The 22,460-nt window shown below is 46.0% G+C and carries 20 protein-coding genes, 3 pseudogenes and 1 CRISPR repeat array; of the genes and pseudogenes, 15 read left to right on the top strand and 8 right to left on the bottom strand.

Annotation, left to right across the window (positions count from 1 at the left end; all coding sequences use genetic code 11):
- Nucleotides 1-76: 76 nt before the first annotated feature.
- The 7 genes and pseudogenes from aroF to aroQ all read left to right on the top strand — a co-directional run.
- The gene (gene aroF / locus CELL2_RS02965; RefSeq protein WP_004083125.1) at nucleotides 77-1,093 is read left to right on the top strand and encodes a 3-deoxy-7-phosphoheptulonate synthase; all 1,017 of its coding nucleotides are present in this window, start codon (nucleotides 77-79) and stop codon (nucleotides 1,091-1,093) included.
- The gene (locus tag CELL2_RS02960; RefSeq protein ID WP_038033481.1) at nucleotides 1,090-1,851 is read left to right on the top strand and encodes a prephenate dehydrogenase; all 762 of its coding nucleotides are present in this window, start codon (nucleotides 1,090-1,092) and stop codon (nucleotides 1,849-1,851) included. Before aroF ends, CELL2_RS02960 begins: the two co-directional genes overlap by 4 nt.
- The gene (gene aroA / locus CELL2_RS02955; RefSeq protein WP_011943196.1) at nucleotides 1,848-3,113 is read left to right on the top strand and encodes a 3-phosphoshikimate 1-carboxyvinyltransferase; all 1,266 of its coding nucleotides are present in this window, start codon (nucleotides 1,848-1,850) and stop codon (nucleotides 3,111-3,113) included. Before CELL2_RS02960 ends, aroA begins: the two co-directional genes overlap by 4 nt.
- Complete coding sequence (aroE, locus tag CELL2_RS02950; RefSeq protein WP_011943195.1) at nucleotides 3,110-3,871, top strand: shikimate 5-dehydrogenase; 762 nt, start codon at nucleotides 3,110-3,112, stop codon at nucleotides 3,869-3,871. Before aroA ends, aroE begins: the two co-directional genes overlap by 4 nt.
- Entirely contained in the window at nucleotides 3,868-4,998 is a 1,131-nt protein-coding gene (gene aroC / locus CELL2_RS02945; protein WP_011943194.1) for a chorismate synthase, read from the top strand. The genes aroE and aroC overlap by 4 nt, the downstream gene beginning before the upstream one ends.
- A complete protein-coding gene (gene aroB, locus CELL2_RS02940) occupies nucleotides 4,946-6,424 on the top strand; it encodes a bifunctional shikimate kinase AroK/3-dehydroquinate synthase AroB (RefSeq protein WP_012896285.1) in 1,479 nt (492 codons plus the stop codon). The genes aroC and aroB overlap by 53 nt, the downstream gene beginning before the upstream one ends.
- Nucleotides 6,421-6,849: pseudogene (aroQ, locus tag CELL2_RS02935) on the top strand (type II 3-dehydroquinate dehydratase); the annotation flags it as partial. The gene aroB and the pseudogene aroQ, both read left to right, overlap by 4 nt.
- Here aroQ and CELL2_RS02930 read toward each other — a convergent pair.
- The 6 genes from CELL2_RS02930 to CELL2_RS02905 all read right to left on the bottom strand — a co-directional run bounded on the left by CELL2_RS02930 (nucleotide 6,847) and on the right by CELL2_RS02905 (nucleotide 14,071).
- Nucleotides 6,847-7,449: a LysE family translocator gene (locus CELL2_RS02930; protein ID WP_011943191.1), complete on the bottom strand. Its 603-nt coding sequence runs from the start codon at nucleotides 7,447-7,449 to the stop codon at nucleotides 6,847-6,849. The pseudogene aroQ and the gene CELL2_RS02930 overlap by 3 nt on opposite strands.
- A 623-nt stretch (nucleotides 7,450-8,072) precedes the next feature.
- A CRISPR array of direct repeats spans nucleotides 8,073-8,831; the repeat unit is 30 nt; unit sequence GTTTCAATAGTTCCTTAGAGGTATGGAAAC.
- Between the two features lie 69 nt (nucleotides 8,832-8,900).
- Nucleotides 8,901-10,115 (bottom strand): ABC transporter permease, encoded by a 1,215-nt coding sequence (locus CELL2_RS02925; protein ID WP_038033483.1) that lies wholly within the window; start codon nucleotides 10,113-10,115, stop codon nucleotides 8,901-8,903.
- On the bottom strand, nucleotides 10,102-10,806 hold the full coding sequence (locus CELL2_RS02920) for an ABC transporter ATP-binding protein (protein ID WP_008193575.1): 705 nt from the start codon (nucleotides 10,804-10,806) through the stop codon (nucleotides 10,102-10,104). Before CELL2_RS02920 ends, CELL2_RS02925 begins: the two co-directional genes overlap by 14 nt.
- The gene (locus CELL2_RS02915) at nucleotides 10,803-11,810 is read right to left on the bottom strand and encodes an efflux RND transporter periplasmic adaptor subunit (protein ID WP_012310631.1); all 1,008 of its coding nucleotides are present in this window, start codon (nucleotides 11,808-11,810) and stop codon (nucleotides 10,803-10,805) included. The genes CELL2_RS02920 and CELL2_RS02915 overlap by 4 nt, the downstream gene beginning before the upstream one ends.
- Nucleotides 11,807-13,069: a TolC family protein gene (locus tag CELL2_RS02910; protein WP_038033486.1), complete on the bottom strand. Its 1,263-nt coding sequence runs from the start codon at nucleotides 13,067-13,069 to the stop codon at nucleotides 11,807-11,809. Before CELL2_RS02910 ends, CELL2_RS02915 begins: the two co-directional genes overlap by 4 nt.
- Nucleotides 13,070-13,084: 15 nt before the next feature.
- Entirely contained in the window at nucleotides 13,085-14,071 is a 987-nt protein-coding gene (locus CELL2_RS02905; RefSeq protein ID WP_011943187.1) for a TolC family protein, read from the bottom strand.
- Between the two features lie 165 nt (nucleotides 14,072-14,236).
- Here CELL2_RS02905 and ilvA point away from each other — a divergent pair, with 165 nt between their 5' ends.
- The 4 genes from ilvA (at nucleotide 14,237) to CELL2_RS02885 (ending at nucleotide 17,918) form a co-directional block, all read left to right on the top strand.
- Nucleotides 14,237-15,442, top strand: a complete 1,206-nt coding sequence (gene ilvA, locus CELL2_RS02900; RefSeq protein ID WP_039446204.1) for a threonine ammonia-lyase — start codon at nucleotides 14,237-14,239, stop codon at nucleotides 15,440-15,442.
- 107 nt (nucleotides 15,443-15,549) lie between these two features.
- Nucleotides 15,550-16,719 carry an iron-containing alcohol dehydrogenase gene (locus CELL2_RS02895; RefSeq protein WP_128080910.1) on the top strand — a complete coding sequence of 390 codons (1,170 nt, stop codon included), beginning with the start codon at nucleotides 15,550-15,552 and terminating at the stop codon, nucleotides 16,717-16,719.
- Between the two features lie 81 nt (nucleotides 16,720-16,800).
- The gene (locus tag CELL2_RS02890; RefSeq protein ID WP_004083158.1) at nucleotides 16,801-17,007 is read left to right on the top strand and encodes a hypothetical protein; all 207 of its coding nucleotides are present in this window, start codon (nucleotides 16,801-16,803) and stop codon (nucleotides 17,005-17,007) included.
- Between the two features lie 2 nt (nucleotides 17,008-17,009).
- Nucleotides 17,010-17,918, top strand: coding sequence for a diacylglycerol kinase family protein (locus CELL2_RS02885; RefSeq protein WP_038033490.1), 909 nt, complete (start codon nucleotides 17,010-17,012; stop codon nucleotides 17,916-17,918).
- Between the two features lie 13 nt (nucleotides 17,919-17,931).
- Here the strand turns inward: CELL2_RS02885 and mds are convergent, their stop codons facing one another.
- Nucleotides 17,932-19,002 (bottom strand): GDP-mannose:di-myo-inositol-1,3'-phosphate beta-1,2-mannosyltransferase, encoded by a 1,071-nt coding sequence (mds, locus tag CELL2_RS02880; RefSeq protein WP_011943183.1) that lies wholly within the window; start codon nucleotides 19,000-19,002, stop codon nucleotides 17,932-17,934.
- Between the two features lie 234 nt (nucleotides 19,003-19,236).
- Between mds and tnpA the strand changes: the two genes are divergently transcribed.
- The 3 genes and pseudogenes from tnpA (at nucleotide 19,237) to CELL2_RS02865 (ending at nucleotide 21,221) form a co-directional block, all read left to right on the top strand.
- Entirely contained in the window at nucleotides 19,237-19,626 is a 390-nt protein-coding gene (tnpA, locus tag CELL2_RS02875) for an IS200/IS605 family transposase (protein WP_039446189.1), read from the top strand.
- Nucleotides 19,611-20,820: pseudogene (locus CELL2_RS02870) on the top strand (RNA-guided endonuclease InsQ/TnpB family protein). Before tnpA ends, CELL2_RS02870 begins: the two are co-directional and overlap by 16 nt.
- 50 nt (nucleotides 20,821-20,870) lie before the next feature.
- Nucleotides 20,871-21,221, top strand: a complete 351-nt coding sequence (locus CELL2_RS02865; RefSeq protein ID WP_012310625.1) for a MazG nucleotide pyrophosphohydrolase domain-containing protein — start codon at nucleotides 20,871-20,873, stop codon at nucleotides 21,219-21,221.
- Here the strand turns inward: CELL2_RS02865 and CELL2_RS02860 are convergent.
- Nucleotides 21,218-21,541, bottom strand: a complete 324-nt coding sequence (locus CELL2_RS02860; protein WP_012310624.1) for a hypothetical protein — start codon at nucleotides 21,539-21,541, stop codon at nucleotides 21,218-21,220. The two genes, CELL2_RS02865 and CELL2_RS02860, sit on opposite strands and share 4 nt — an antisense overlap.
- Nucleotides 21,542-21,596: 55 nt before the next feature.
- Between CELL2_RS02860 and CELL2_RS02855 the strand changes: the two are divergent.
- Nucleotides 21,597-22,459, top strand: a pseudogene (locus CELL2_RS02855) (deoxyribonuclease IV).
- The last annotated feature ends 1 nt before the right edge of the window (nucleotide 22,460 follow it).

The raw sequence follows: 22,460 nt of genomic DNA, 5'->3' as shown, positions 1-22,460 counted from the left end.
GATAGAAAACACTGAAGGGCTCCGGGCAGCGGAGCCCTTTTTTTATTACCAAAATCCCGTAGGAGGTGGTAGATCTATGATAGTCGTTTTGAAACCCGGTTCCACAGAAGAAGATATAAGGAAGGTGGTGAAGTTGGCTGAGAGTTACAACTTGAAGTGTCACATTTCCAAAGGTCAGGAAAGAACGGTTATTGGGATCATCGGGGACGATAGGTACGTGGTGGCGGACAAGTTCGAATCTTTGGACTGTGTGGAAAGCGTTGTGAGGGTGCTCAAGCCTTACAAACTCGTCTCTCGTGAGTTCCATCCGGAGGACACGGTGATCGACCTCGGAGATGTGAAGATAGGAAACGGCTACTTCACCATCATAGCGGGACCGTGCTCAGTTGAGGGCAGGGAAATGCTCATGGAAACCGCGCACTTTTTGAGCGAACTCGGTGTCAAGGTTTTGAGGGGAGGGGCTTACAAGCCTCGAACATCTCCTTACTCTTTCCAAGGACTCGGAGAGAAAGGGTTGGAGTACCTGAGAGAAGCTGCCGACAAGTACGGTATGTACGTGGTGACGGAGGCTCTCGGAGAAGACGATCTTCCAAAAGTGGCCGAGTACGCTGATATCATTCAGATAGGAGCGAGAAACGCTCAGAACTTCAGATTGCTCTCTAAAGCGGGAAGCTACAACAAACCCGTTCTTCTGAAAAGGGGTTTCATGAACACCATCGAAGAGTTCCTTCTCTCCGCTGAATACATCGCAAACTCTGGAAACACGAAGATCATACTGTGTGAAAGGGGAATCAGAACGTTCGAAAAGGCCACGAGGAACACACTCGATATATCCGCTGTTCCTATAATCAGAAAGGAATCCCATCTTCCCATTCTGGTGGATCCGAGCCACTCTGGGGGAAGAAGAGACCTCGTTATTCCACTCTCCCGGGCCGCTATAGCGGTTGGAGCTCATGGAATCATTGTGGAGGTTCATCCGGAGCCGGAGAAGGCACTTTCGGATGGAAAACAGAGTCTTGACTTCGAGCTCTTCAAGGAACTGGTTCAGGAAATGAAGAAACTCGCTGATGCCCTGGGGGTGAAGGTGAATTGAAAATTTCTGTGCACGGAGCGGGATGCATCGGTGGATCGATCGCACTTAAATTGAAAGAAAAGCATCATGTCACAGCCTTCGACAGAGATGAAGAAACGATGAAAGCATTGGAAGAAAACGGAATAGAAACTGTTTCAAAGGAAAGCGATCTCTACGATACAGACCTTCTCGTTCTTGCGCTTCCCATGAGCGTCGAGGAGAGATTCCTGAAAGAAACGGACTTTTCAGGGAAGATTCTCGATGTGGCGAGCGTGAAGACACCTTTCATGGAAATAGCCAGAGAGAGGGGATTGAACTTCACAGGAGGACATCCCATGGCCGGAAACGAACGAAAGGGAAAATCAGGTTGGGATCGAGAAATGTTCGACGGAAAGATCTTCTTTCTCTGCTCTCTCGACGGAAAAGAGGATGGGATGATTGAAAACATCGTGAAAGATCTTGGTGCCAGACCTTTGTGGATAGACTACAGGATCCACGACGAGATCGTCGCTGCGGTGAGCCACGTTCAGTACTTGATCTCACTGAGCGCACGGTACGTAGGGAAACCCTTTGAAGAATACGCGGGACCTGGTTATCTTTCCAACACGAGACTTTCGAAACAGAACATGGAGATGGCGCTGGATATGATCAGATATAATAAAGAAAACATCCTCAAATACCTGGAGGACGCAAGAAACTTTCTGAATGTTTTATATCATCTCACAGAGAAAGAGGATTTCGAAAACCTGAAAAAAGTGATAAGGGAAGTGATATCTTGAAGGTACTTCCGGCGAAGAAGGTTGAAGGAGTGCTGAGCGTTCCTCCGGACAAATCCATAACTCACAGGGCTCTCATTCTGTCCGCTTTGGCGGAAACGGAAAGCACCCTGTACAACCTCTTGAGGTGTCTCGACACAGAGAGAACCCACGATATTCTCGAAAAACTCGGTACACGTTTTGAAGGCGATTGGGAAAAGATGAAGGTCTTTCCGAAGCCCTTCGCTGAGCCAATAGAACCTCTCTTCTGTGGAAACTCCGGAACAACCACGAGGTTGATGAGTGGAGTTCTTGCTTCATACGAGATGTTCACAGTGCTTTACGGGGATTCTTCTCTTTCCAGAAGGCCGATGAGAAGAGTGATCGAACCTCTGGAGATGATGGGAGCGCGTTTCATGGCGAGGCAGAACAACTACCTTCCCATGGCTATCAAGGGAAATCACCTTTCCGGTATCAGCTATAAAACACCGGTGGCGAGCGCTCAAGTGAAGAGCGCGGTTCTTCTGGCGGGGCTCAGAGCCAGCGGACGAACAATCGTTATCGAACCAGCAAAAAGCAGAGATCACACGGAAAGGATGCTCAAAAACCTCGGTGTTCCCGTCGAGGTGGAGGGAACACGTGTGGTTCTGGAGCCTGCTACCTTCAGGGGTTTCACGATGAAAGTCCCTGGTGATATCTCGTCGGCTGCTTTCTTCGTGGTTCTCGGCGCCATTCATCCCAACGCTCGAATCACAGTAACGGACGTTGGCCTGAATCCCACCCGAACGGGACTCCTCGAAGTTATGAAACTCATGGGAGCCAACCTGGAGTGGGAGATCACGGAAGAAAATCTTGAACCGATAGGAACTGTGAGGGTTGAGACATCTCCAAACCTGAAAGGTGTGGTTGTTCCCGAACACCTCGTACCTCTCATGATAGATGAACTGCCTCTTGTGGCGCTTCTCGGTGTTTTTGCGGAAGGAGAAACGGTTGTGAGAAACGCGGAGGAGTTGAGAAAGAAGGAATCCGACAGGATAAGGGTTCTGGTGGAAAACTTCAAACGGCTCGGTGTCGAAATAGAAGAGTTCAAAGATGGTTTCAAGATCGTTGGAAAGCAGAGCATAAAAGGTGGATCGGTGGATCCAGAAGGCGACCACAGAATGGCTATGCTCTTTTCCATAGCAGGGCTCGTGAGTGAAGAGGGGGTTGATGTGAAAGATCACGAATGCGTGGCGGTGTCTTTCCCGAACTTTTACGAACTGCTGGAGAGAGTGGTGATATCATGAAATTCTGCATCATAGGGTATCCGGTGAGTCACAGCATATCACCAAGGCTTTACAACGAGTATTTCAAAAGGGCGGGAATGAACCACTCGTACGGTATGGAAGAGATACCACCTGAATCTTTCGACACGGAGATAAGAAGGATTCTCGAAGAATACGATGGTTTCAACGCGACAATTCCTCACAAAGAAAGAGTGATGCGGTACGTCGAACCATCTGAAGATGCGCAGAGAATAAAAGCCGTGAACTGCGTCTTTCGGGGAAAGGGATACAACACCGACTGGGTTGGCGTTGTGAAATCGCTCGAGGGTGTAGAGGTGAAAGAACCCGTTGTCGTTGTGGGAGCGGGCGGAGCCGCACGTGCTGTGATCTACGCTCTCCTCCAGATGGGCGTGAAAGACATCTGGGTGGTGAACAGAACGATCGAAAGGGCGAAGGCTCTCGATTTTCCTGTGAAAATTTTCTCTCTCGATCAGCTCGACGAGGTTGTGAAAAAGGCGAAGAGTCTCTTCAACACCACTTCCGTTGGAATGAAGGGAGAGAAACTGACCGTTTCCGAAGCTTCTTTGAAAGGTCTGTATCTTGTTTACGACGTGGTGTACTTTGAGACTCCTCTCGTTTCTGATGCGAAGAGATTGGGAGTGGAACACGTTGTAAAGGGAAACCTCATGTTTTACTATCAGGCGATGGAGAATCTCAAAATATGGGGAATCTACGATGAAAGATCGTTCAAAGAAGTGTTCGAGGAGGTACTGAGATGAGGCTCACAATAGCGGGAGATTCCCACGGAAAGTACATGATAGCGGTTTTGGAAGGGATTCCTGCGGGTTTGAAGATCGACGAAGAAATCATAAGAAGAGAGCTTTTCAGGAGAAGAAATTGCTACGGTAGAGGAAAGAGGATGAGCATGGAAGAAGATGCCTTCGAGATCGTCTCCGGAGTGTGGGGAGGTATCACAACGGGAGCACCGGTGACGATTCTCGTTCCAAACAAAGCGGGCAACCCGGTGAAAGACGTTCGAAGCGTGCCGAGACCGGGTCACATAGATTACGCTGCCTTTGTGAAGTACAAACTGCCGGATCTGAACGTCTACGTGGAACGATCCAGTGCCAGATGGACGGTGGCTCTCACGGCGGCGGGTGCTCTTCTGAAGAGTCTCCTCAGAGAGTTCAACATAGATGTTCTCGGGTTTGTCACAAGACTTGGAAACGTGGAAGCGAAGAATATCCCAGACAATTTTGAGGAGTTGAGAAGAAAGAGGGACGAATCGGCCGTTTTCTGTCCAGATCCAGAGGCAACGGAAGGAATGATCTCCGAGATCGACAGGGCGAAAGAAGAGGGAAACACCCTCGGCGGCAAGGTGAAGGTCATTGCAAGAGGTGTCCCGGCAGGCATCGGGAGCTACTCCGATCTTTTCAAAAAGCTCGACTCGAAGATAGGTTCCCTCTTTTTTGCCATTCCCGCTGTGAAGGGAGTGGTGATTGGAAGTGAAGAGATGTGGTACGGCTTTGACTATCTGGATGAGTTCGAACTGGAAGACGGCAGGATAAAGAGAAGAACAAACAATCTGGGAGGAATAGAAGGGGGCATCACCAACGGAGAAGACGTGTGGGTGAACGTCTTCGTGAAACCCATTCCTACCACAGGAAAGCCGTTGAACTCCGTTGATTTGAGAACAATGGAACCGGCGAAAACACCGTACGTGAGATCTGACGTGACGGCCGTTCCTCCCGCTTCCGTCGTGTGTGAAGCCGCGCTCGCTGTGGTGATTTCGGACGCCTTGCTCGAACACCTGGGCGATGGAAACATCGACGACCTGAAAAGGAGGTTCGGGAATGAGAATCTTCCTCGTTGGGATGATGGGTTCTGGAAAGAGTACGATCGGTAAAAGGGTTTCCGAGGTGCTCGACCTTCAGTTCATAGATATGGACGAAGAGATAGAAAGAAGAGAGGGAAGAAGCGTTCGAAGGATTTTCGAAGAAGACGGTGAAGAGTACTTCCGATTGAAAGAGAAAGAACTTCTTAGGGAACTTGTGGAAAGAGACAACGTGGTCGTGGCAACGGGTGGAGGTGTTGTGATCGATCCAGAGAACAGGGAGCTTTTGAAGAAAGAGAAGACTCTCTTTCTCTACGCTCCCCCTGAAGTGTTGATGGAAAGAGTAACAACAGAGAACAGGCCTCTTCTGAGAGAAGGAAAAGAGAGAATACGAGAGATCTGGGAAAAGAGAAAACAGTTCTACGCGGAGTTCAGAAGGATCGACACCTCCAAGTTGAACGAGTGGGAAACAACCGCACTCGTTGTGCTGGAGGCTCTGGACGAGAAAGAAATCTCAACGATAGAAAAACCACACCTGGTGAAGATCATCCTCGGTGGTTTCAAGAGGGTGAGGAACGAAGAGCTGGTTTTCACCACGGAGAGGGTGGAGAAGATATACGGAAGGTACCTTCCAGAGAATCGGCTTCTTTTTCCGGATGGAGAGGAAGTGAAGACGCTGGAGCATGTCTCCAGAGCGTACTACGAACTTGTGAGGATGGACTTTCCCAGGGGAAAGACCATAGCGGGTGTCGGAGGAGGTGCTCTCACCGACTTCACTGGCTTTGTGGCGAGCACGTTCAAAAGGGGAGTGGGACTTTCTTTCTATCCGACAACACTTCTGGCTCAGGTGGACGCTTCCGTTGGTGGAAAGAATGCCATCGATTTCGCTGGAGTGAAAAACGTCGTTGGGACTTTCAGAATGCCAGACTACGTCATCATAGATCCCACCGTCACGCTTTCGATGGATGAGGGCAGGTTCGAAGAGGGAGTCGTGGAAGCCTTCAAGATGACGATTCTATCGGGTCGCGGGGTAGAACTCTTCGATGAGCCGGAGAAGATTGAGAAGAGAAATCTCAGAGTTCTCAGCGAGATGGTAAAAATCTCCGTCGAAGATAAAGCGAGGATAGTAATGGAAGATCCCTACGACATGGGTTTGAGACACGCCCTGAATCTGGGACACACGCTCGGTCATGTGTACGAGATGCTGGAAGGGGTACCTCACGGTATAGCGGTAGCGTGGGGCATCGAAAAAGAGACGATGTACCTGTACAGAAAGGGAATAGTGCCTAAGGAAACCATGAGATGGATCGTAGAAAAGGTCAAACAGATCGTACCAATTCCTGTTCCATCCGTCGATGTTGAGAAAGCCAGAAATCTCATTCTGAACGACAAGAAGATCCTGAAAGGTTCCAGAGTTAGGCTTCCTTACGTGAAAGAAATCGGAAAGATCGAATTCTTAGAGGTCGATCCGCTCGAACTTTTGGAGGTGGTAGATTGAAAGTACTCGTGGTGAACGGACCCAACTTGAACATGCTCGGAAAAAGAGACAAAAACATCTATGGAAACTTTTCTCATGAGGATCTTGTGAAGATGATAGAAGATTGGGGAAGGAAAAACGATGTGGAAGTGGAGGTCTTTCAGTCGAACCACGAGGGAGAAATTTTGGATAGACTGCACAGGCTCGATTTCGATGGTCTTGTGATAAACCCGGGGGCTTTCACCCACTACAGCTACGCCATAAGGGATGCCCTGGAGATCGTGAAGGTGCCGAAGGTGGAGGTTCACATATCGAACATACACAGGAGGGAAGAGTTCAGAAGAAGGAGCGTTACGGCTGAGGTGTGCGACGGTCAGATAAGCGGACTTGGTGTGTACGGTTACCTTCTGGCTCTGGAGTACATAAAAAAGAAACTGGAAGAACTACCTGAAAGAATCAAGCACGAAGAAAAGACCAAAACCGATGAGGAACAGACCGGTCACGGCCATCACTATTTTATAGATCCGTGAGGATTTCAATATGGTGTTTCCAAAGACACCTATCAGAGAGTACCAGAGAATGTCTGAGAGAATGTGGCCGAAGTAGAAGGCAGTAACCCCAGCCAGAAACGATGTCTGCGCTTTGACAAGGAAAGCGCTGCCGACGGACATCCACCAAAGAAGAAAGTACGGGTTGGACAGTGAAACGAGGGCTCCTGTGATGGGAAGGGGGATTTTCAGATCGTTTTTTTCTACCTGTGAGATCTCACCTTTGATGGCTGTTAGCTGAGAAATCCCCATGAAAGCAAGGAAAGATCCTCCAAGAAGACCTATCACTTTTGTCACAAGCGGAGATTTCAGGACCCATTGAAAGCCAAGAACCAGCAGGAGAACAAGAAAAGCTTCCAGAACAACGTGGCCGGATATCAGTTTTATAGAGTTTTTCCAACCTTTTGCACTCTGGGATATGGCTATCATCATTAGAGGGCCCGGTGCGACCGCACCGGAAAGCCCCACAAGGAAACTCCCGAAGAATATGGAAATCATCATCTTCCTCCCCAAGAATTTTGAAAAATTTTACCACTCTGTTCTTTGCTTTTGTGTTAGTGTGAAATATATTTGTTTTAACATATTATGTTTTATGCATACAAACCAGGTTAGTTCCAATCATTCACAAAGTAGGTGATGTGTGTATCTGGCACTGGAAGAACGATACAGAGTATGCAATTACCGGTAACGAAAAATTTCATGCAGGTTTGTGGTACCGGAAGCTATGCGTTAAAAAGGGAATAATGGATGATATGAAGAGACAATATGAAGAGAATTTGTGGTAATCGATGACGTGTAAGTGCTTTGAATTCGAGAAATTAGTAGTTAACTTCTAACACATTGAGGAATACCTTCTTTCATCTATTTGTGAAACATGGAACTAATCGATTTTTACCAGAAACACCTCAAAACACCCTGACGTAGGTTGATATAATTTATCTTCTGTTTTTTGCTTGTGTTCTTTCGTTGTTTGACTATGCAATTATTCCATTTTTCCAAACAGTACTTGAAGGTGCTCTTTTGTGTGTTAGAATGGTTTATGGAAAGGGAGGATATGGAAGGTCAAAAAACATCTTGCTTTCAGATTGTGTTTGTGGTATAATTTCTCTTGAACTCAACGGGTTTCAATAGTTCCTTAGAGGTATGGAAACTAACACCCTTGTTTGCAGAAGTGTTTTCGATGAAGAGTTTCAATAGTTCCTTAGAGGTATGGAAACTGGTATGAGTAGTAATAGTCTCGTGCCCAGTTAACAACGTTTCAATAGTTCCTTAGAGGTATGGAAACACATACGATACACTCTCAACTTCATAATACCGCCTCCTGTTTCAATAGTTCCTTAGAGGTATGGAAACTGGTTTTCTTGATACCTTTTTCGACTCTTGCGTTTAGTTTCAATAGTTCCTTAGAGGTATGGAAACATGATCATGTTGATAAGTTCTTCGTCTCTTTCCAACGTTTCAATAGTTCCTTAGAGGTATGGAAACTGCTGGTAAAGGTCAAATTCTACACCACCCAACCTAGTTTCAATAGTTCCTTAGAGGTATGGAAACTGAGCTTTCTGAGATTTTTCATCTACAGAGGGATGAGTTTCAATAGTTCCTTAGAGGTATGGAAACTGCATTTTATGACTTTCGGCGAGTTCGTCCAGTTGGTTTCAATAGTTCCTTAGAGGTATGGAAACAGTGTGGCTTGAGCTCTATTAACAGGAACTTCTACCCGTTTCAATAGTTCCTTAGAGGTATGGAAACGTAGCCATTCGAAATCCTCCTCCCCGGGCTCAAATTGTTTCAATAGTTCCTTAGAGGTATGGAAACGCTGTTTTGTAGAATGCCCGGTATAGACATCTTAAGTTTCAATACTTCCTTAGAGGCATGGAAATCTGATACAAAACAAAAAATGCCCCTTTCGGGGCAAATGTTTGTTTTTGTGTTTCCGCTATCCGGTTAAATTACTCGTACCTCAGGGCTTCTATTGGACTCAGTCTGGAGGCTCTGTATGCGGGATAGAACCCAAAGAACAATCCAACGCTTGCCGAAACTCCAAATGCAACAATCACAGAGAGCGGATCTATCACGGCTTTCAATCCGTACTGACTGCCAAAGGTGTTAACTATCGTGTTCGAACCTAAGATACCCAGAGCAACACCTATGGCACCAGCAACGAATGTGATCACAACGCTTTCCACAAGAAACTCCAAAAGAATTCTGAGTCTTGATGCTCCTATAGCCATCTTTATACCTATTTCCCTGGTTCTTTCAACAACAGAGACGAGCATGATGTTCATGATACCGATACCACCAACGATCAGCGACACAACGGCGATTGCAACGAGAACAAGGTTGATGATAGACACACTCTCAGAGACCACGTTCAAGATGGCTTGCTGATTGATGATGTTGTAGTAACTTTCTTCCTCGTGAAACTTTGTGTAGAGCAGGTGATCTATCTCCATGACTGCCCTTTGAGCAACATCCGCGGATTTACTTGTTGCGAGTATCATGGAAACCTTCCCGTGTGTCTGGAAGACCCTGAATTTTCCCGTTTCATAGGGGATCAGAATCATGTTGTCTGGGTTGAACATGAGAATGCTACCGGTTCTTTCGAAGATTCCAATGATTTCAAAGACGAGTTTTCTATTTCCCTGAACGAGGTAAATCTTTTTGCCCAGAGGATTTTCGTTTCCGAACAGGTTGTACGCCACTTCTTGTCCGATGATCGCGACGTTGGCAGTGTTGTCCTCCTGGGAGAAGGTCCTTCCAGAAGAGACTTTCAGATTCAAAATGTGGAAAATATCAGCTGGTGCAGAGTACACGTTAGATCTGGTGTTTGTCTCTCTGTACTGAACAAGGAAACTTCCATTCACAAGACCGATCGCTTTGTCAACACTCGGGCACATCTTCAGGATATCTTCTACATCGTCTTCCTCGAGCGATTCCACCGATTGAGCGATCGTACCTCCTCTTCCTCCAGTGAATCCAGGTGTGATCATGATGATGTTCGATCCAAGCGAAGTGAGCCTCTCTGTCACGCTTTCTTTCATACCTGCCCCAAGAGACATCACCATGATAACGGCGGTCACTCCGATCACAATACCGAGCATCGATAGAAACGTTCTCATCTTGTTGGCAAGAAGTGATCTCAGAACCTCTTTAAGTATCTCCATACACAACACCTCGACGTTCTACACCTTCGATTTTTCCATCTCTGATTCTCACGATGCACGTTCCTTCGTCCACCATCTCGAGGTTGTGAGTCACAACAACCAGCGTTTTTCCCATCTCGTGGAGTTTTCTGAACAGCTCCAGTATCTCTTCGCCAGTTTTTGTGTCCAGATTTCCCGTTGGTTCGTCTGCGAGGATGAAGACAGGATCGTTTGCCAGAGCCCTCGCTATCGCAACTCTTTGCTGCTGACCTCCTGAAAGCTGATTCGGCCGGTGATGGAGTCTGTCTCCCAGACCGACCAATTCCAGAAGCTCTTTTGCCCTCCTTTTTCTCTCCTTCGCCGGTACACCCGCGTAGATCATTGGAAGCTCCACATTTTCCAAAGCGGTGAGACGGGGAAGAAGGTTGTAACTCTGAAAGACAAAGCCTATTTTCCTGTTTCTAACCTGCGCGAGCCTTCGATCACCCATCCTCGAAACCTCTTCTCCTTCTATGAGTACCTTTCCCTTTGTAGGACGATCGAGACATCCAAGAATGTGAAGGAGTGTAGACTTTCCGCTTCCAGATGGTCCTATTATGATCACGTATTCTCCTTCGAACACCTCGAAAGAAACACCACGAAGAGCCTCGACCTTCACCTCACCCAGGTCATATATTTTCCACACATCGACAAGCTCCATCACCTTTTTCATCTTGCTCGTCCCCCTCCGGGGCCGAACATTGGAAGACCTTGTCTTGTTCGAAGTCTCTGGATTTCCTGCTGTGACGGGATGAGAAGCAAAACGTCTCCTTCGGAAACACCCTTTTTGATTTCTATCTTATCGTTCAGCTCTTCACCCACCTCAACATACACCTTTTGAGGTCCTTGGGGTGTTTGTTTCATCACGTAGTAACCGTTTTGATCCTGACTGACCGCTTCTTTTGGTACAAAGAAAGAACTTGTAGCTTCTTTGATGATTATTTCCACGTCGCACGTGAGACCAGGTATCACTAAGCTGGGAGGTATCTGATCGAAAGAAAACTCCACCGGTATCACGGTAACTCCACCGGACGTTTCCGCAACAGGACTGATTCTTTTCACCTTTCCGGTCAGGGTGAGGCCAAGCTGTTCGAAGGTGAAGACAGCCTTCATTCCTTCTTTAACGTTCTTGAGGTCGTATTCACTGATGGAACCTTCTACTCTGAGGGTATCTGTTTCCACTATAGTGACTATGCTGGTACCAACCGACACACTGTCTCCCACATCCACATTGACCGATTGAACTACTCCATTCACAGGCGAAACCACCGTTGTGTTCTCCAGGTTCTCTTTTGCTTTCTCCAGATTCAAACGGTTGATCTCGGTGGGAGAAGTTTTGTAGCTGTTGAGAGCGGAAAGATAACTGATTTGATAATCTGTGTCGTCTATCTTTGCTATTTTCTGACCTACCTGAACCACATCTCCCTCTTCCACGTAAATTTCCAGAACGTCTCCAGATACTTTGGAAGTGACTTTCTTCGTATCGGCGGTGACCTGACCCACTATTTCTACAGTTTCATTCTCTTTCGTCACAGTGTAGGTGAGATAGACAGGAGCCTGTGTTGAAGTGGCGTCTTTTTCAGAAACGGTCTGGGCACTGGCTCTGTTCAAAAAGATCACAACGATCACCAGGACCACCAGTACTGCTATGATCAGCAGGGTTATCCACTTTTTCAATTCTGATCACCTTCCTTGAGGAATTTCTCAAGATCGTATCCTAAGATGCTTATGTATTTCAGTTTTTCCAGAATCAATGAATTTTCCAGATTTTCTTTCTCGAGAGTTCCTTCCACGTAGTCGAGTTTCGAGAGAGTGTAGTCTTCTTCACTCAGGAAGCCTTTCCTGAAAAGCTGATCGTTTGTTTTGGAGCTTTCCTCCAGATCTTCCAGTTCGATTTCTTTTTGTCTCAGCTGAGACTCGAGATTGGCAATGTTGACAAGCTCTTGGCTCAACGAGTTTTCTATGTTTCGCACCTTTTCCTGATATTCCAGAGAAACCAGCTGGGATTTTCTTTTCTCTGCTTCCAGTTTTCTTTCTCCAAAGTCCCAGAGCGTCATCTGAAATCCTATTCCGATCGACCACTCGTTCTCTTCGAAGTCGTAGTTGAACGAGAACGTCAGATCCGGAAGATACGGAAGAAACCATGTTTTCTTTTCTATCTCTTCGGCTTTCTTTTGAAGCTCCAGAGCTTTCAGGTCTTCTCTGTACTCCAGAGTGGTGGCCGGCAGAGTGACCCCCTCGAGAAACTTTCTTGTTTTCTGATACACTTCTTCGTCGATGTTCTTTGTTTGAATCGTCTGAAGACTGTATTCTGCGCTTCTCAGGGTTTGTTCAGTGGAGAGTATCTGCTTTTCCAGAGCTTTCTTTTCGTCGTCATCTTTTGCCTTGCTGAGTTTTTCGTTCAACACCTGAAGTCTCTGCGAGAGTATCTCGATCTTCTTTGTGTAGTAGTACCAGTCGAATATGTCCTGGACGGTCTGGATGAAAATGCTGTTCTTTGTGGATTTCAAAGAATACTTGCTGGAAAGGTAGTTTGCCTCAGTCTTCAACTTGTCCACTGTGTATTCCGTTTTGAGATTTCTGGACACACTGAGCTGTGTTCCTTCGAAGTTAAAAGACCAGTCGTCAGTGTTCACGGAGATCGGAAAGGAAAGTCCGAGCTCGAATCCGTAGATGTTTACAAAGTTGACAATTGGAGATATTGAGAAATCAGAGATACCATCCTCTGTTATGGTGATACCTGTCTTCCCCAATGAAACGGATATCTCAGGATTCCAGAAGTTTGTGTAACGTTTGTAGTTGAGCTGTGCTTCTTTGAACTTTTCCACACTCGACCAGTAACCGGACGAATTTTTCAGGTTCTCCTCGAACAGATCGAAGACGTTCCCCACGAGGAAAACCGGAACAAGGAGAAAAACCAGAAAAAATCGTTTCATTTCTTACCACCTTCTTCAAAAGGAGACTTCTTTTCCAGCGTCTATCAGGAAGTTCACGATCGAAGTGTAGTAGCTGCGTAGCGAATTGAAGTAGTTCTTTTTGGTGTTGAGAAGATTGATCTTCTGGGTGTTCAGTTCTTTCTTTGAGATCAGTCCCTTTTCGTATCTTTCCTGGTAATCTTTGAGGATGTTCTCGTTGAGGTCAACCTTTTCTTTCAGTACTTTCAAATTCAAGAAGGCGATTTCCAGAGAATCGAGGGTGCTCTTATAGCTGTCTTTTGCTTCTTTCAAAGCTTCGTCGTAGTTCATCTTTGATTTCTTGTAATTCAGCTCTGCCTTTTTCTGTTCGTACTTCGAAGCGGAAGCGGAGAGGTTGTTGAGATCGTATTCAGCGATCTTCATGTTCAGCTCCGCGATCTTGACGGAAGAAAGATTGTCGAGGTATTCGTCTTCACTCACAAGGTTCTGATAATCGATGAGAGGAAGCTCTATTTCACTCACTTCCACGCTGAAGATCTCCTCATAATCTTTTTGGGCTTCTTCAAGGTCTTTTTGGGCGGAAAGGAGGTTGTTGCTGGCTTCTTCGAGGGTGAGCTCTGAATCTTTCAGGTCGTTCTCGGAAATGAGATTCTTCTTGAAAAGCTCCTGACTGGTTTTGTAGTCTTCCTGGGCGTTTTCGAAGTTCAGCTGTGCGATTTCGTAGGAAAGGTCAGCGGTCAGGAGATTGAAAATCCTTCCCAGAACATCTTGATAAGCGGATTTCAGCGAGTTTCTGTAGCTTTGAAGGTTGTTGTAGTAGCTGAGTTCTGCGGAGAGTTCTGATCTCTTGTTCGTTGCTTCGAGTTTTGCTTTTTCGTAGTCCATCGTCGCGGATTCTAAGTTGATCTGCGCGATTTGATAATCTGTACTGCTTGCAAGAGCGGTTTGAAGAACATCATTCAGAGAAACAGAAAAGCTCAGCACAGAAACGAGAGACAACAGCACCACGAAGAGATTTTTCATACAAATACCTCCTTTTTCGATTGTTTGACGATAAAATTCTATGCCTTTTTTGTGAAAAAACGTGAATTTCTCACAAGCAAAATGAGAAACTCCTTCTTTCAAACGAGTTCGGGCCTGGAGTAAGATTAAAACTGTGGTTGCTCAGAAAACCGGGAGGTGTTTCTCGTGATCACACTCGAGGATATAAAAGAAGCCCAAAGAACGCTGAAGAATGTGGTGCACAGGACCGCTCTTGCTTACAGCTCTGTTCTGAGCGAAGTGACAGGTGGAGAGATCTACCTGAAGATGGAAAATCTCCAGAAGACCGGTTCGTTCAAAATAAGGGGAGCGTACAATAAAATAGCCCACCTGAGCGAAGAGGAAAGAAAGAGAGGAGTCGTTGCCGCGTCCGCTGGAAACCACGCGCAGGGAGTGGCACTTGCTGCTCAAATCTTCGGTATTCCCGCTACCATCGTGATGCCGAAGTACGCTCCTCTTTCTAAAATCACCAAAACGAGGAATCTTGGAGCTCAAGTGATTCTTGAGGGGAACATCTTTGATGAGGCCTACGAAGCAGCTCTCAGAATACAGGAGAAAATAGGTGCGGTTTTTGTGCATCCCTTCAACGATCCTCATGTCATCGCTGGGCAGGGAACCATAGGGTTGGAAATAATGGAAGATCTTCCGGATGTGGAAGTGGTGGTAGTGCCCGTTGGTGGAGGTGGTTTGATTTCGGGAGTATCCGTTGCGATCAAATCGATGAATCCTGAGGTTAAAGTAATAGGCGTTCAAACGGAGAACATGCCTTCCATGATCGCTTCACTGAGAAGGGGCAGGGCAGAGCGGGTCGAGGGTAAACCCACGCTTGCCGATGGAATAGCCGTGAAAAAGCCCGGTGACCTGACCTTCGAGCTGGTGAAGAAGTACGTCGATGAGATGGTCGTGGTGAACGAAGAAGAAATAGCGGATGCCATCCTTTTCCTTCTTGAGCAAGCAAAGGTGGTTGCTGAAGGTGCAGGAGCAGTGGGGGTGGCCGCTGTTTTGAACAAACTGGATGTGAAGGGAAAGAAGGTAGCGATCGTGATAAGCGGCGGCAACATAGATGTGAACATGATAGACAGAATCATAAACAAAGGACTCGTGAAGAGCGGAAGGAAAGTGTTCATAGAAACGTTCGTGATGGACAGACCTGGTGCCCTGAAAGAGCTTCTCGGGATAGTGGCGGAACTCGGCGCAAACGTCCTTTCCGTTTTTCACAATCGCTCCGCAAAGGAAGTTCCCATTGGTTTTGCCAAAATAGAGCTCGAGCTTGAGACGGTCGATGAAAAACACGTTGAAGAGATAGAGAGGGTGTTGATCGCAAAGGGATACGAGGTGAGAATAGTCGTGTGAGAAAATTTTCACAAATGTAATTGTTATGAAATTCACAATGAAGAAAGTCCGGGTACAATGAAAATCAGGAGGTGATAGATTATGTGGTCCAAAGAGATTAACATCAAATAAGAACAAAAACGACTTGTTACTTTGGGGCGGGTGCATTAGCTAAAATCGAGGATATACTGGATTTTCTGAAGGAAAGAGGTATAAAGTCTGTGGTAGTTGTTAGTGACAAAGTTGCGTACAAAGTTACAGGTGCATGGGATAAAGTGAAGCCTGCTTTGGAAAAGAGAGGTATAGAATACGTAGTTTATGATGATGTGACACCAAATCCCACAACCGAACAGATAAACGAGGCTACAAAAAAAGCGCTTGAAATAAACGCTCAAGCCGTGATAGGAATAGGCGGAGGAAGCCCCATCGACACTGCAAAAAGTGTCGCAATATTACTTGAGTATCCTGAAAAAACAGCTGAAGAATTGTATGAACAAAAGTTCATACCCGAAAAAGCAAAACCCATAATTGCCATAAACACAACACATGGTACAGGAACAGAAGTCGATAGATTTGCAGTGGCATCTATTCTGGAAAAAGAATACAAACCACCAATAGCCTATGATTGCATTTATCCAACCTTCTCTATCGATGATCCAGAGCTAACTAAAAGTCTTCCAGAAAAACAAAGTATTTATACCTCTCTTGATGCACTGAATCATATCACAGAAGCAGCTACAACTTCTTTAGGAAATCCATTTTCAATAAATCTTGCAAGAAATACTGTGGAATTGATATCTGAATACTTACCCGAGGTTCTCAAAAAACCTGATAACTTAGAAGCGCGTTACTTCCTGATGTATGCTTCTGCAATAGCAGGTATCTCTTTCGATAATGGTATGCTACATCTCACGCATGCTCTTGAACATCCGCTGAGTGCTATCAAACCCGATCTTCCTCATGGTTTGGGACTTGCTATGCTGCTTCCAGCTGTTTTTAAATACACATATAAAGCGAAACCACAAATACTTGCTTACGTATATCAGCCTATAATTCCTGATTTAAAAGGAAGACCGAATGAAGCGGAAGAAGCTGCTTCAAAACTTGAACAGTGGATTTTTAACTTGGGTGTCAAAGAGAAACTGGCGGATGTTGGATTTTCTGAAAAAGACATCCCTAAACTTGTAAGGCTTGCTTTTGAAACTCCTGCATTAGATCTTCTGCTGAATTTGGCACCAATGAAAGTAGATGAGAATCTGGTGGAAGCAATCTATAAAGAATCCTTGAAGCCTTATTGAGTAAAGGAATCAGAAACACTAAAGAAGGGCAGGGATTTCCTGCCCTTTTTTTGGTAGAATATCCCCTGCGGAGGTGAGACTTTGAGATTTGTATCGGATTTTCTGTTCTTTGCCGGTTTTGGACTTTTGTTCATCGCGATAGTGTTTTTCGATCTTGGAACACGTGCTATAAAGAAGAAGCAGAATCAAAAGAAAAAGTTCTACGATAAAAAAGGATGGCAGTTTCTCTCTGTGAGTCTTGGAGCCTTTGCTGTATCTATTCTGCTTGCTCTGATCGGAAGGGGATGAACATGGTATTCCTGATCTACAATCCCGCTGCGGGTGGAGGAAGAGCTGGAAAAATCTGGGACAGGGTCGAAGATCTTCTGAAGAAACACGGGATAGATCACAAGGTTGCCTTCACAGAAAGGCCAGGTCACGCGATGGAAATTTCAAAGAAGGCTTTCAAAGAGGGATACAGAAGAATAGCAGCGTTCGGTGGAGATGGAACGGTAAACGAGGTGGTAAACGGGATCTTCTTGAACGGATACGATTTAAGAGAAGTTGTCTTCGGGTGGATACCGTTCGGAAGCGGCAAAGACTGGGCGAGAACGATCGGCGTTTCTCTTGAGATCGAAGAAGCGATCAAAACATTGAAAGATGGAAAAGAATTCGTTCAGGATCTGGGAGTAGGTGAATACGAAAAAGCGAGCGGAGAGATAGAAAAGCGCGCGTTCGTGAATGTTGCAGGCCTTTTCTTCGACGGATTTGTGACCTACAGGACCAACCTTCTCAAGAGGAAGAACCGCGTTTCTTACTTCTCGAGGATTTTCTCCTCTATCATCGAATACGATCCCCCTACTGCCAGGATCCAGATCGATGAAAAGGTGTGGGAGAAGAGGGTTTTCTCCATGAACGTTGGGATCTGTAAATACAATGGAGGAGGCATGAACCAACTTCCCCACGCTGTGCCAGACGACGGCCTTCTTGCTGTGACAGTGATAAACGACATAGGAAAGTTGAGAATCCTGGCTAACCTGCACAGGGTGTTCAACGGAAAGCTGTTGGAACATCCCGGGGTGGAGGGTTATCAGGCGAAAAAGGTGGTGGTGGAGTTTCAAAGAGATGAACCGGTGGAATTCGATGGTGAATCTTTCTGGGCCAAGAAGATTTTCTTTTCAATAATCCCCGGGGTTATAAGGGTGCTGGTGAAAAAATGAGGAGGCTACCCCCTCATTTGGTGATGGTCTTTGCAAGATCCAGGAATTCCTGAGCGATCTTGTCACCGCCGTACTTTTCCACAAAAACCCTCACTTCTTTCTTGATATCCTCGACCTGCTCTCTGTCCAGCATCAAAAGCTCGAGCTTGTGAACCAGATCGTGAATATTTCTGTACTTCACGATGGGGCCGAATCCGTACGCGTCGGTCTCTATGGTTTCAACGAATCTACTGTCTCTTATGACGATGGGGGTTTCACTCGCTATGATCTGATACAGGGTAGAAGACACAACAACGTTCGGAGTGTTTCCTTTTGGTAGAAGGTGTACGTTCGATCCCTTCAGATAACTGTAGAGTTTTTCGACGGTTGGTCTTTTCTGCCACTGAGTGATCCACTCAGCCTCGTAATCCACCCTTCCATCTGACCTGATGATCCAGTAGTGAACGTTGTCGAATCTCTTTCTGAGTTTTTTCAGGGCGTTGAGGAAGTCACAGTATTCTTCGACGGGTTGTCTTCCAAACGAAAAGAACAGGAACTTGTCTTCACTGACGGGTCTTTCTGGTTCCACATCGTAGGGTTTCATAACCGGGTAGCTGATCACTTCGACCTTTTCCCGGGGGATCTCGTAAAACTCCAGAATCTCATCGTAAAACCTTCTATCGAAAACCACGATTTTATCGCAGGGCAGTTTCACCACTTCTCTTGCTTTGAAGATGTTTGCTTCATGGAAAACGGAAATAACCGGAATCTTCAGCTTTTCTATGAGCCTGGTGAGTGGTTTTACCGGAACTCTCCAGAAGGTTTCTATTATGAGCAGGTCCAGGTTTTCCTTTAAAATCTCTTCTTCTTTCACCCAGCCCTCCTCTGTTACGTTGTCCACTTCCGTGTAGATCTCTCTCTTCACGAACTCCGGATCCTGGGCTTCCGTTCTTTTGTAGTATTTAACTTCCTTGCTGGCACTCTCTTCTGTTGGTGCAAAGACCACAACTTCGTGTCCCATTCTGATGAACTCTCTTGCAAGTATCTCTGCGTGCATCCCCACACCGCACGTGGCACCCCATCTGCTGAGGAATCCGATTTTCATACTCTCACCTCCTTTTTGTGATGCAAATTTTAAGAACTTCCTATAATATATTATAGAATTCATCGAATTTAGGAGCGTGATGAAATTGAAAGAAATTTTGAGCATGGAAACAAAAGAGCTGATTCTAAAAGCAAATAGAATGACAGAACCCCAACCACTTACTATCCCCCTTCAGGGGGATAGGTTTGTTGTGGTGTTAATTATCTTATGATATAATTGAATGTGGTGATAGGTATGCATATCAAGAAGACAAGGTGGAGTCATTATAATCTGAACTATCATTTTGTGTGGATACCTAAATACCGCAGAAAAATCCTGGTCGGCTCCATAGCTGAAGAACTTGAACGAATACTCCGCAACACAGCAAAACAACACGGAATAGAAATACTGGCCCTCTCTATTCAGCCTGATCATGTTCATTTGTTTGTATCGGCGCCTCCAAGATTTTCACCGGCTGAGATAGCAAACCTGTTCAAGGGCGTTTCAGCGAGGAAACTGCTGGAGAAATTTCCAGAGCTTAGAACCAAAGAGGGCCTTTGGGCTCGAAGTTACTACGTTGGAACAGCCGGTAATGTTTCTGAAGAAACTATCAGGAGGTACATCGAGGAATGTCAAGACGTGTGATACGAACCTACAAACTCGCCGTACCAGGACACCTGAGTCAAACATGCGAAGAACTCAACCGCACTGCAGCAAGAATCTACAACAAAACGATGTCTACTTGTGCGAAAGATACACCAAAAGAAAGGCTTCTGGCTGTCCTGGCCTGCCGCAGACAAATACATCCTCCGCTGGGCAGAAAACATCAAAATCCACGTCCACTCAAAGCAGGCATTTGTTCAGCTCTACTTTCAAGCCCTCAAAGGGTACTTCAAAGCAACCAAAAAGAATCCAGATGCAAAACCTCCCTACAAGAAAAAACGCTATCTGCCGTTCATATGGAAAGAAAGCGCTGTAAAACTTCTGCCAGACGGTACCCTAAGACTGTCTTTGGGCAAAGAACGAGAATCATTTGTTGTACAAACACCTCTCAAACCTCCCCTTCGCATCAAACAGGCAAGACTTGTCTTTGAAGATGGATACTATCTCCACCTTGCGATAGAGGTGGAGATTGAAGAGAAGAATGCTGGCTCTGGTGTTATGGCGGTCGACCTTGGAGTGCTCCGTCCCATTACGTGCTTTGATGGAAAAGAAGTCATCAGCTACCACGGAGGAGTCCTCAGCAGCACTCTTCGCTATCGAAACAAACGCCTTGCAAGTTTTCAGTCTGCCATAGCAGAGTGCAAGAAGGGATCAAGAAGGTACAACAAGCTTGTTCGTGCAAAGAAAAGAGTCCTGAGACGGCTCAGAAACCAGATCAACGACATCATGCACAAGATCACAAGCAACTTCATCGGACTGTGCCTCAGAAAACAAATCAGAACCATCGTGATAGGAGACGTCACAGGGATCAGAGAAAGAGCGGACTACAGCGACAACGCGAACCAGAAGATCCACCAGTGGCAGTTCAGAAAACTCATCGAGATGATAAGGTACAAAGCAGAGCAGTTCGGAATCGAAGTGAAACTCATCTCAGAAGCGAATACAAGCAAGACGTGTCCTGTCTGTGGTGCAAAGAACAAGCCGAATGGAAGAAGATACCACTGCAAAGCCTGTGGTTTTGAGTATCACAGGGACGGAGTTGGAGCAATCAACATCTGGAAAAGGTATCCTGGCACAGGCCAGGTAGTAGCGGGCTTGGCCCCCGTCAGAGGTGTGAGGTTTCATCCACACCTCTGTGGCCATGGAGCATCTTTGGCTCCATGGAAGGTGGCCTGAGAGCCACCAAAAGTCCCATCCCCTTCAGGGGATTGGGAGGAGGTCAAGGGATGGTAGAGAGACTTCTTGAAATCATCGAAAGAAGTTTGAGAAAGTGCCCTTGGTTAGAGAAACAGAGCATTGAAACTCTGCTTGAAGCCCTCGCTTCTGAAATAGAAGAAGTCGCTGAAGCTGTGAAGAAAAACGACCTCGTAAATCTCGAGGAAGAGATAGGAGATCTCATCTACGACGCGCTTCTCGTGGCAGCAGTGGCACAGAGAGATTACGGAATAGACCTTGAAAGTGCCATTCAGAAGGTGGTGGAAAAGATCTCACACAGGAAGCCCTGGCTGTTCTGGGAAGAAAAGATTTCCTTAGAAGAGGCGGAAAAGATATGGAAAGAGCGCAAAAAGAAAATTTAATCTTTCTTCTCCAAGGGAACCTCTCCAAAAAGCTTTGCAGGTATGAAATAAAGAGGTGATTTGAGTTTCCTGTTGAATTTCTCTACCTCAAAGTTGTAGTCTTCCTTGGCCCTTTCAAGGAGCTTCAGAATTTTCTCGTATTTTTCTTTGACAAAGTCATTTCCTGAGGCAACTTCTCTTCTGAAGAGCTTCTCTCTTTCTTCCAACTCCAAAATATCCCTTTCTATGTACGAGATGATCTTTCTGTGACGAACAAGAAACGCCCAGGTGTAAAATGAATATAGAGTGAATCCGAGAACAACGAGTGCGGTGATCCACACGATGTCACCTCCATGCACTGTTTCATTATATCACCGCGGGAAAGGGGTAAGAAGCATGATAAAAATAGGAGCTCACATGCCCATCTCGAAAGGATTTGACAGGGTACCACAAGACACAGTGAACATTGGGGGGAACTCCTTCCAGATCTTCCCGCACAACGCCCGGTCCTGGGGTGCAAAACTCCCTTCTGACGAGGTCGCCACGAAATTCAAAAGGGAAATGAAAAAAACGGTATCGACTGGGAAAATGCGTTCTGTCACAGTGGATACCTCATAAACCTTGCCAGTCCAAAGGAGGACATCTGGCAGAAATCCGTTGAACTTTTGAAAAAAGAAGTGGAAATTTGCAGAAAGCTGGGTATAAGGTATCTGAACATTCACCCCGGAAGCCATCTCGGGACAGGAGAGGAAGAGGGAATAGACAGAATAGTAAGAGGACTGAACGAAGTGCTGAACAACACCGAAGGTGTGGTAATTCTCCTTGAGAACGTTTCACAAAAAGGAGGAAATATCGGATACAAATTGGAACAGCTAAAGAAGATCAGAGATCTCGTCGATCAAAAAGACCGTGTGGCTGTCACCTACGATACGTGTCACGGGTTCGACTCTGGATACGACATCACAAAAAAGGAGGGTGTCGAAGCCTTGCTAAACGAAATAGAAACCCTGTTTGGCCTGGAAAGACTCAAGATGATACACCTGAACGATTCTAAATACCCCCTCGGAGCGGCAAAAGACAGACACGAAAGAATAGGAAGCGGATTCATAGGTGAAGAAGGTTTTGCCGTGTTTTTCTCCTTCAAAGAGATCCAGGAAGTTCCGTGGATCCTGGAAACCCCCGGTGGAAACGAAGAGCACGCGGAGGATATAAAGAAAGTGTTTGAGATCATAGAAAAATTCGGTATAGAGGTCGATTGAT

Source organism: Thermotoga sp. Cell2 (genome assembly GCF_000789375.1).
GTDB lineage: Bacteria > Thermotogota > Thermotogae > Thermotogales > Thermotogaceae > Thermotoga > Thermotoga petrophila.
The sequence above is the reverse complement of the archived record's forward strand: the minus strand, read 5'-3'. Positions and strand labels throughout refer to the sequence as shown.

Coding starts and splice junctions, on each gene's coding strand:
- aroF (WP_004083125.1), top strand. CDS start 77: ATGATAGTCGTTTTGAAACCCGGTTCCACAGAAGAAGATATAAGGAAG.
- aroE (WP_011943195.1), top strand. CDS start 3,110: ATGAAATTCTGCATCATAGGGTATCCGGTGAGTCACAGCATATCACCA.
- aroC (WP_011943194.1), top strand. CDS start 3,868: ATGAGGCTCACAATAGCGGGAGATTCCCACGGAAAGTACATGATAGCG.
- aroB (WP_012896285.1), top strand. CDS start 4,946: ATGAGAATCTTCCTCGTTGGGATGATGGGTTCTGGAAAGAGTACGATC.
- CELL2_RS02930 (WP_011943191.1), bottom strand. CDS start 7,449: ATGATTTCCATATTCTTCGGGAGTTTCCTTGTGGGGCTTTCCGGTGCG.
- CELL2_RS02925 (WP_038033483.1), bottom strand. CDS start 10,115: ATGGAGATACTTAAAGAGGTTCTGAGATCACTTCTTGCCAACAAGATG.
- CELL2_RS02920 (WP_008193575.1), bottom strand. CDS start 10,806: ATGAAAAAGGTGATGGAGCTTGTCGATGTGTGGAAAATATATGACCTG.
- CELL2_RS02910 (WP_038033486.1), bottom strand. CDS start 13,069: ATGAAACGATTTTTTCTGGTTTTTCTCCTTGTTCCGGTTTTCCTCGTG.
- CELL2_RS02905 (WP_011943187.1), bottom strand. CDS start 14,071: ATGAAAAATCTCTTCGTGGTGCTGTTGTCTCTCGTTTCTGTGCTGAGC.
- CELL2_RS02885 (WP_038033490.1), top strand. CDS start 17,010: ATGGTATTCCTGATCTACAATCCCGCTGCGGGTGGAGGAAGAGCTGGA.
- mds (WP_011943183.1), bottom strand. CDS start 19,002: ATGAAAATCGGATTCCTCAGCAGATGGGGTGCCACGTGCGGTGTGGGG.
- tnpA (WP_039446189.1), top strand. CDS start 19,237: ATGCATATCAAGAAGACAAGGTGGAGTCATTATAATCTGAACTATCAT.
- CELL2_RS02865 (WP_012310625.1), top strand. CDS start 20,871: ATGGTAGAGAGACTTCTTGAAATCATCGAAAGAAGTTTGAGAAAGTGC.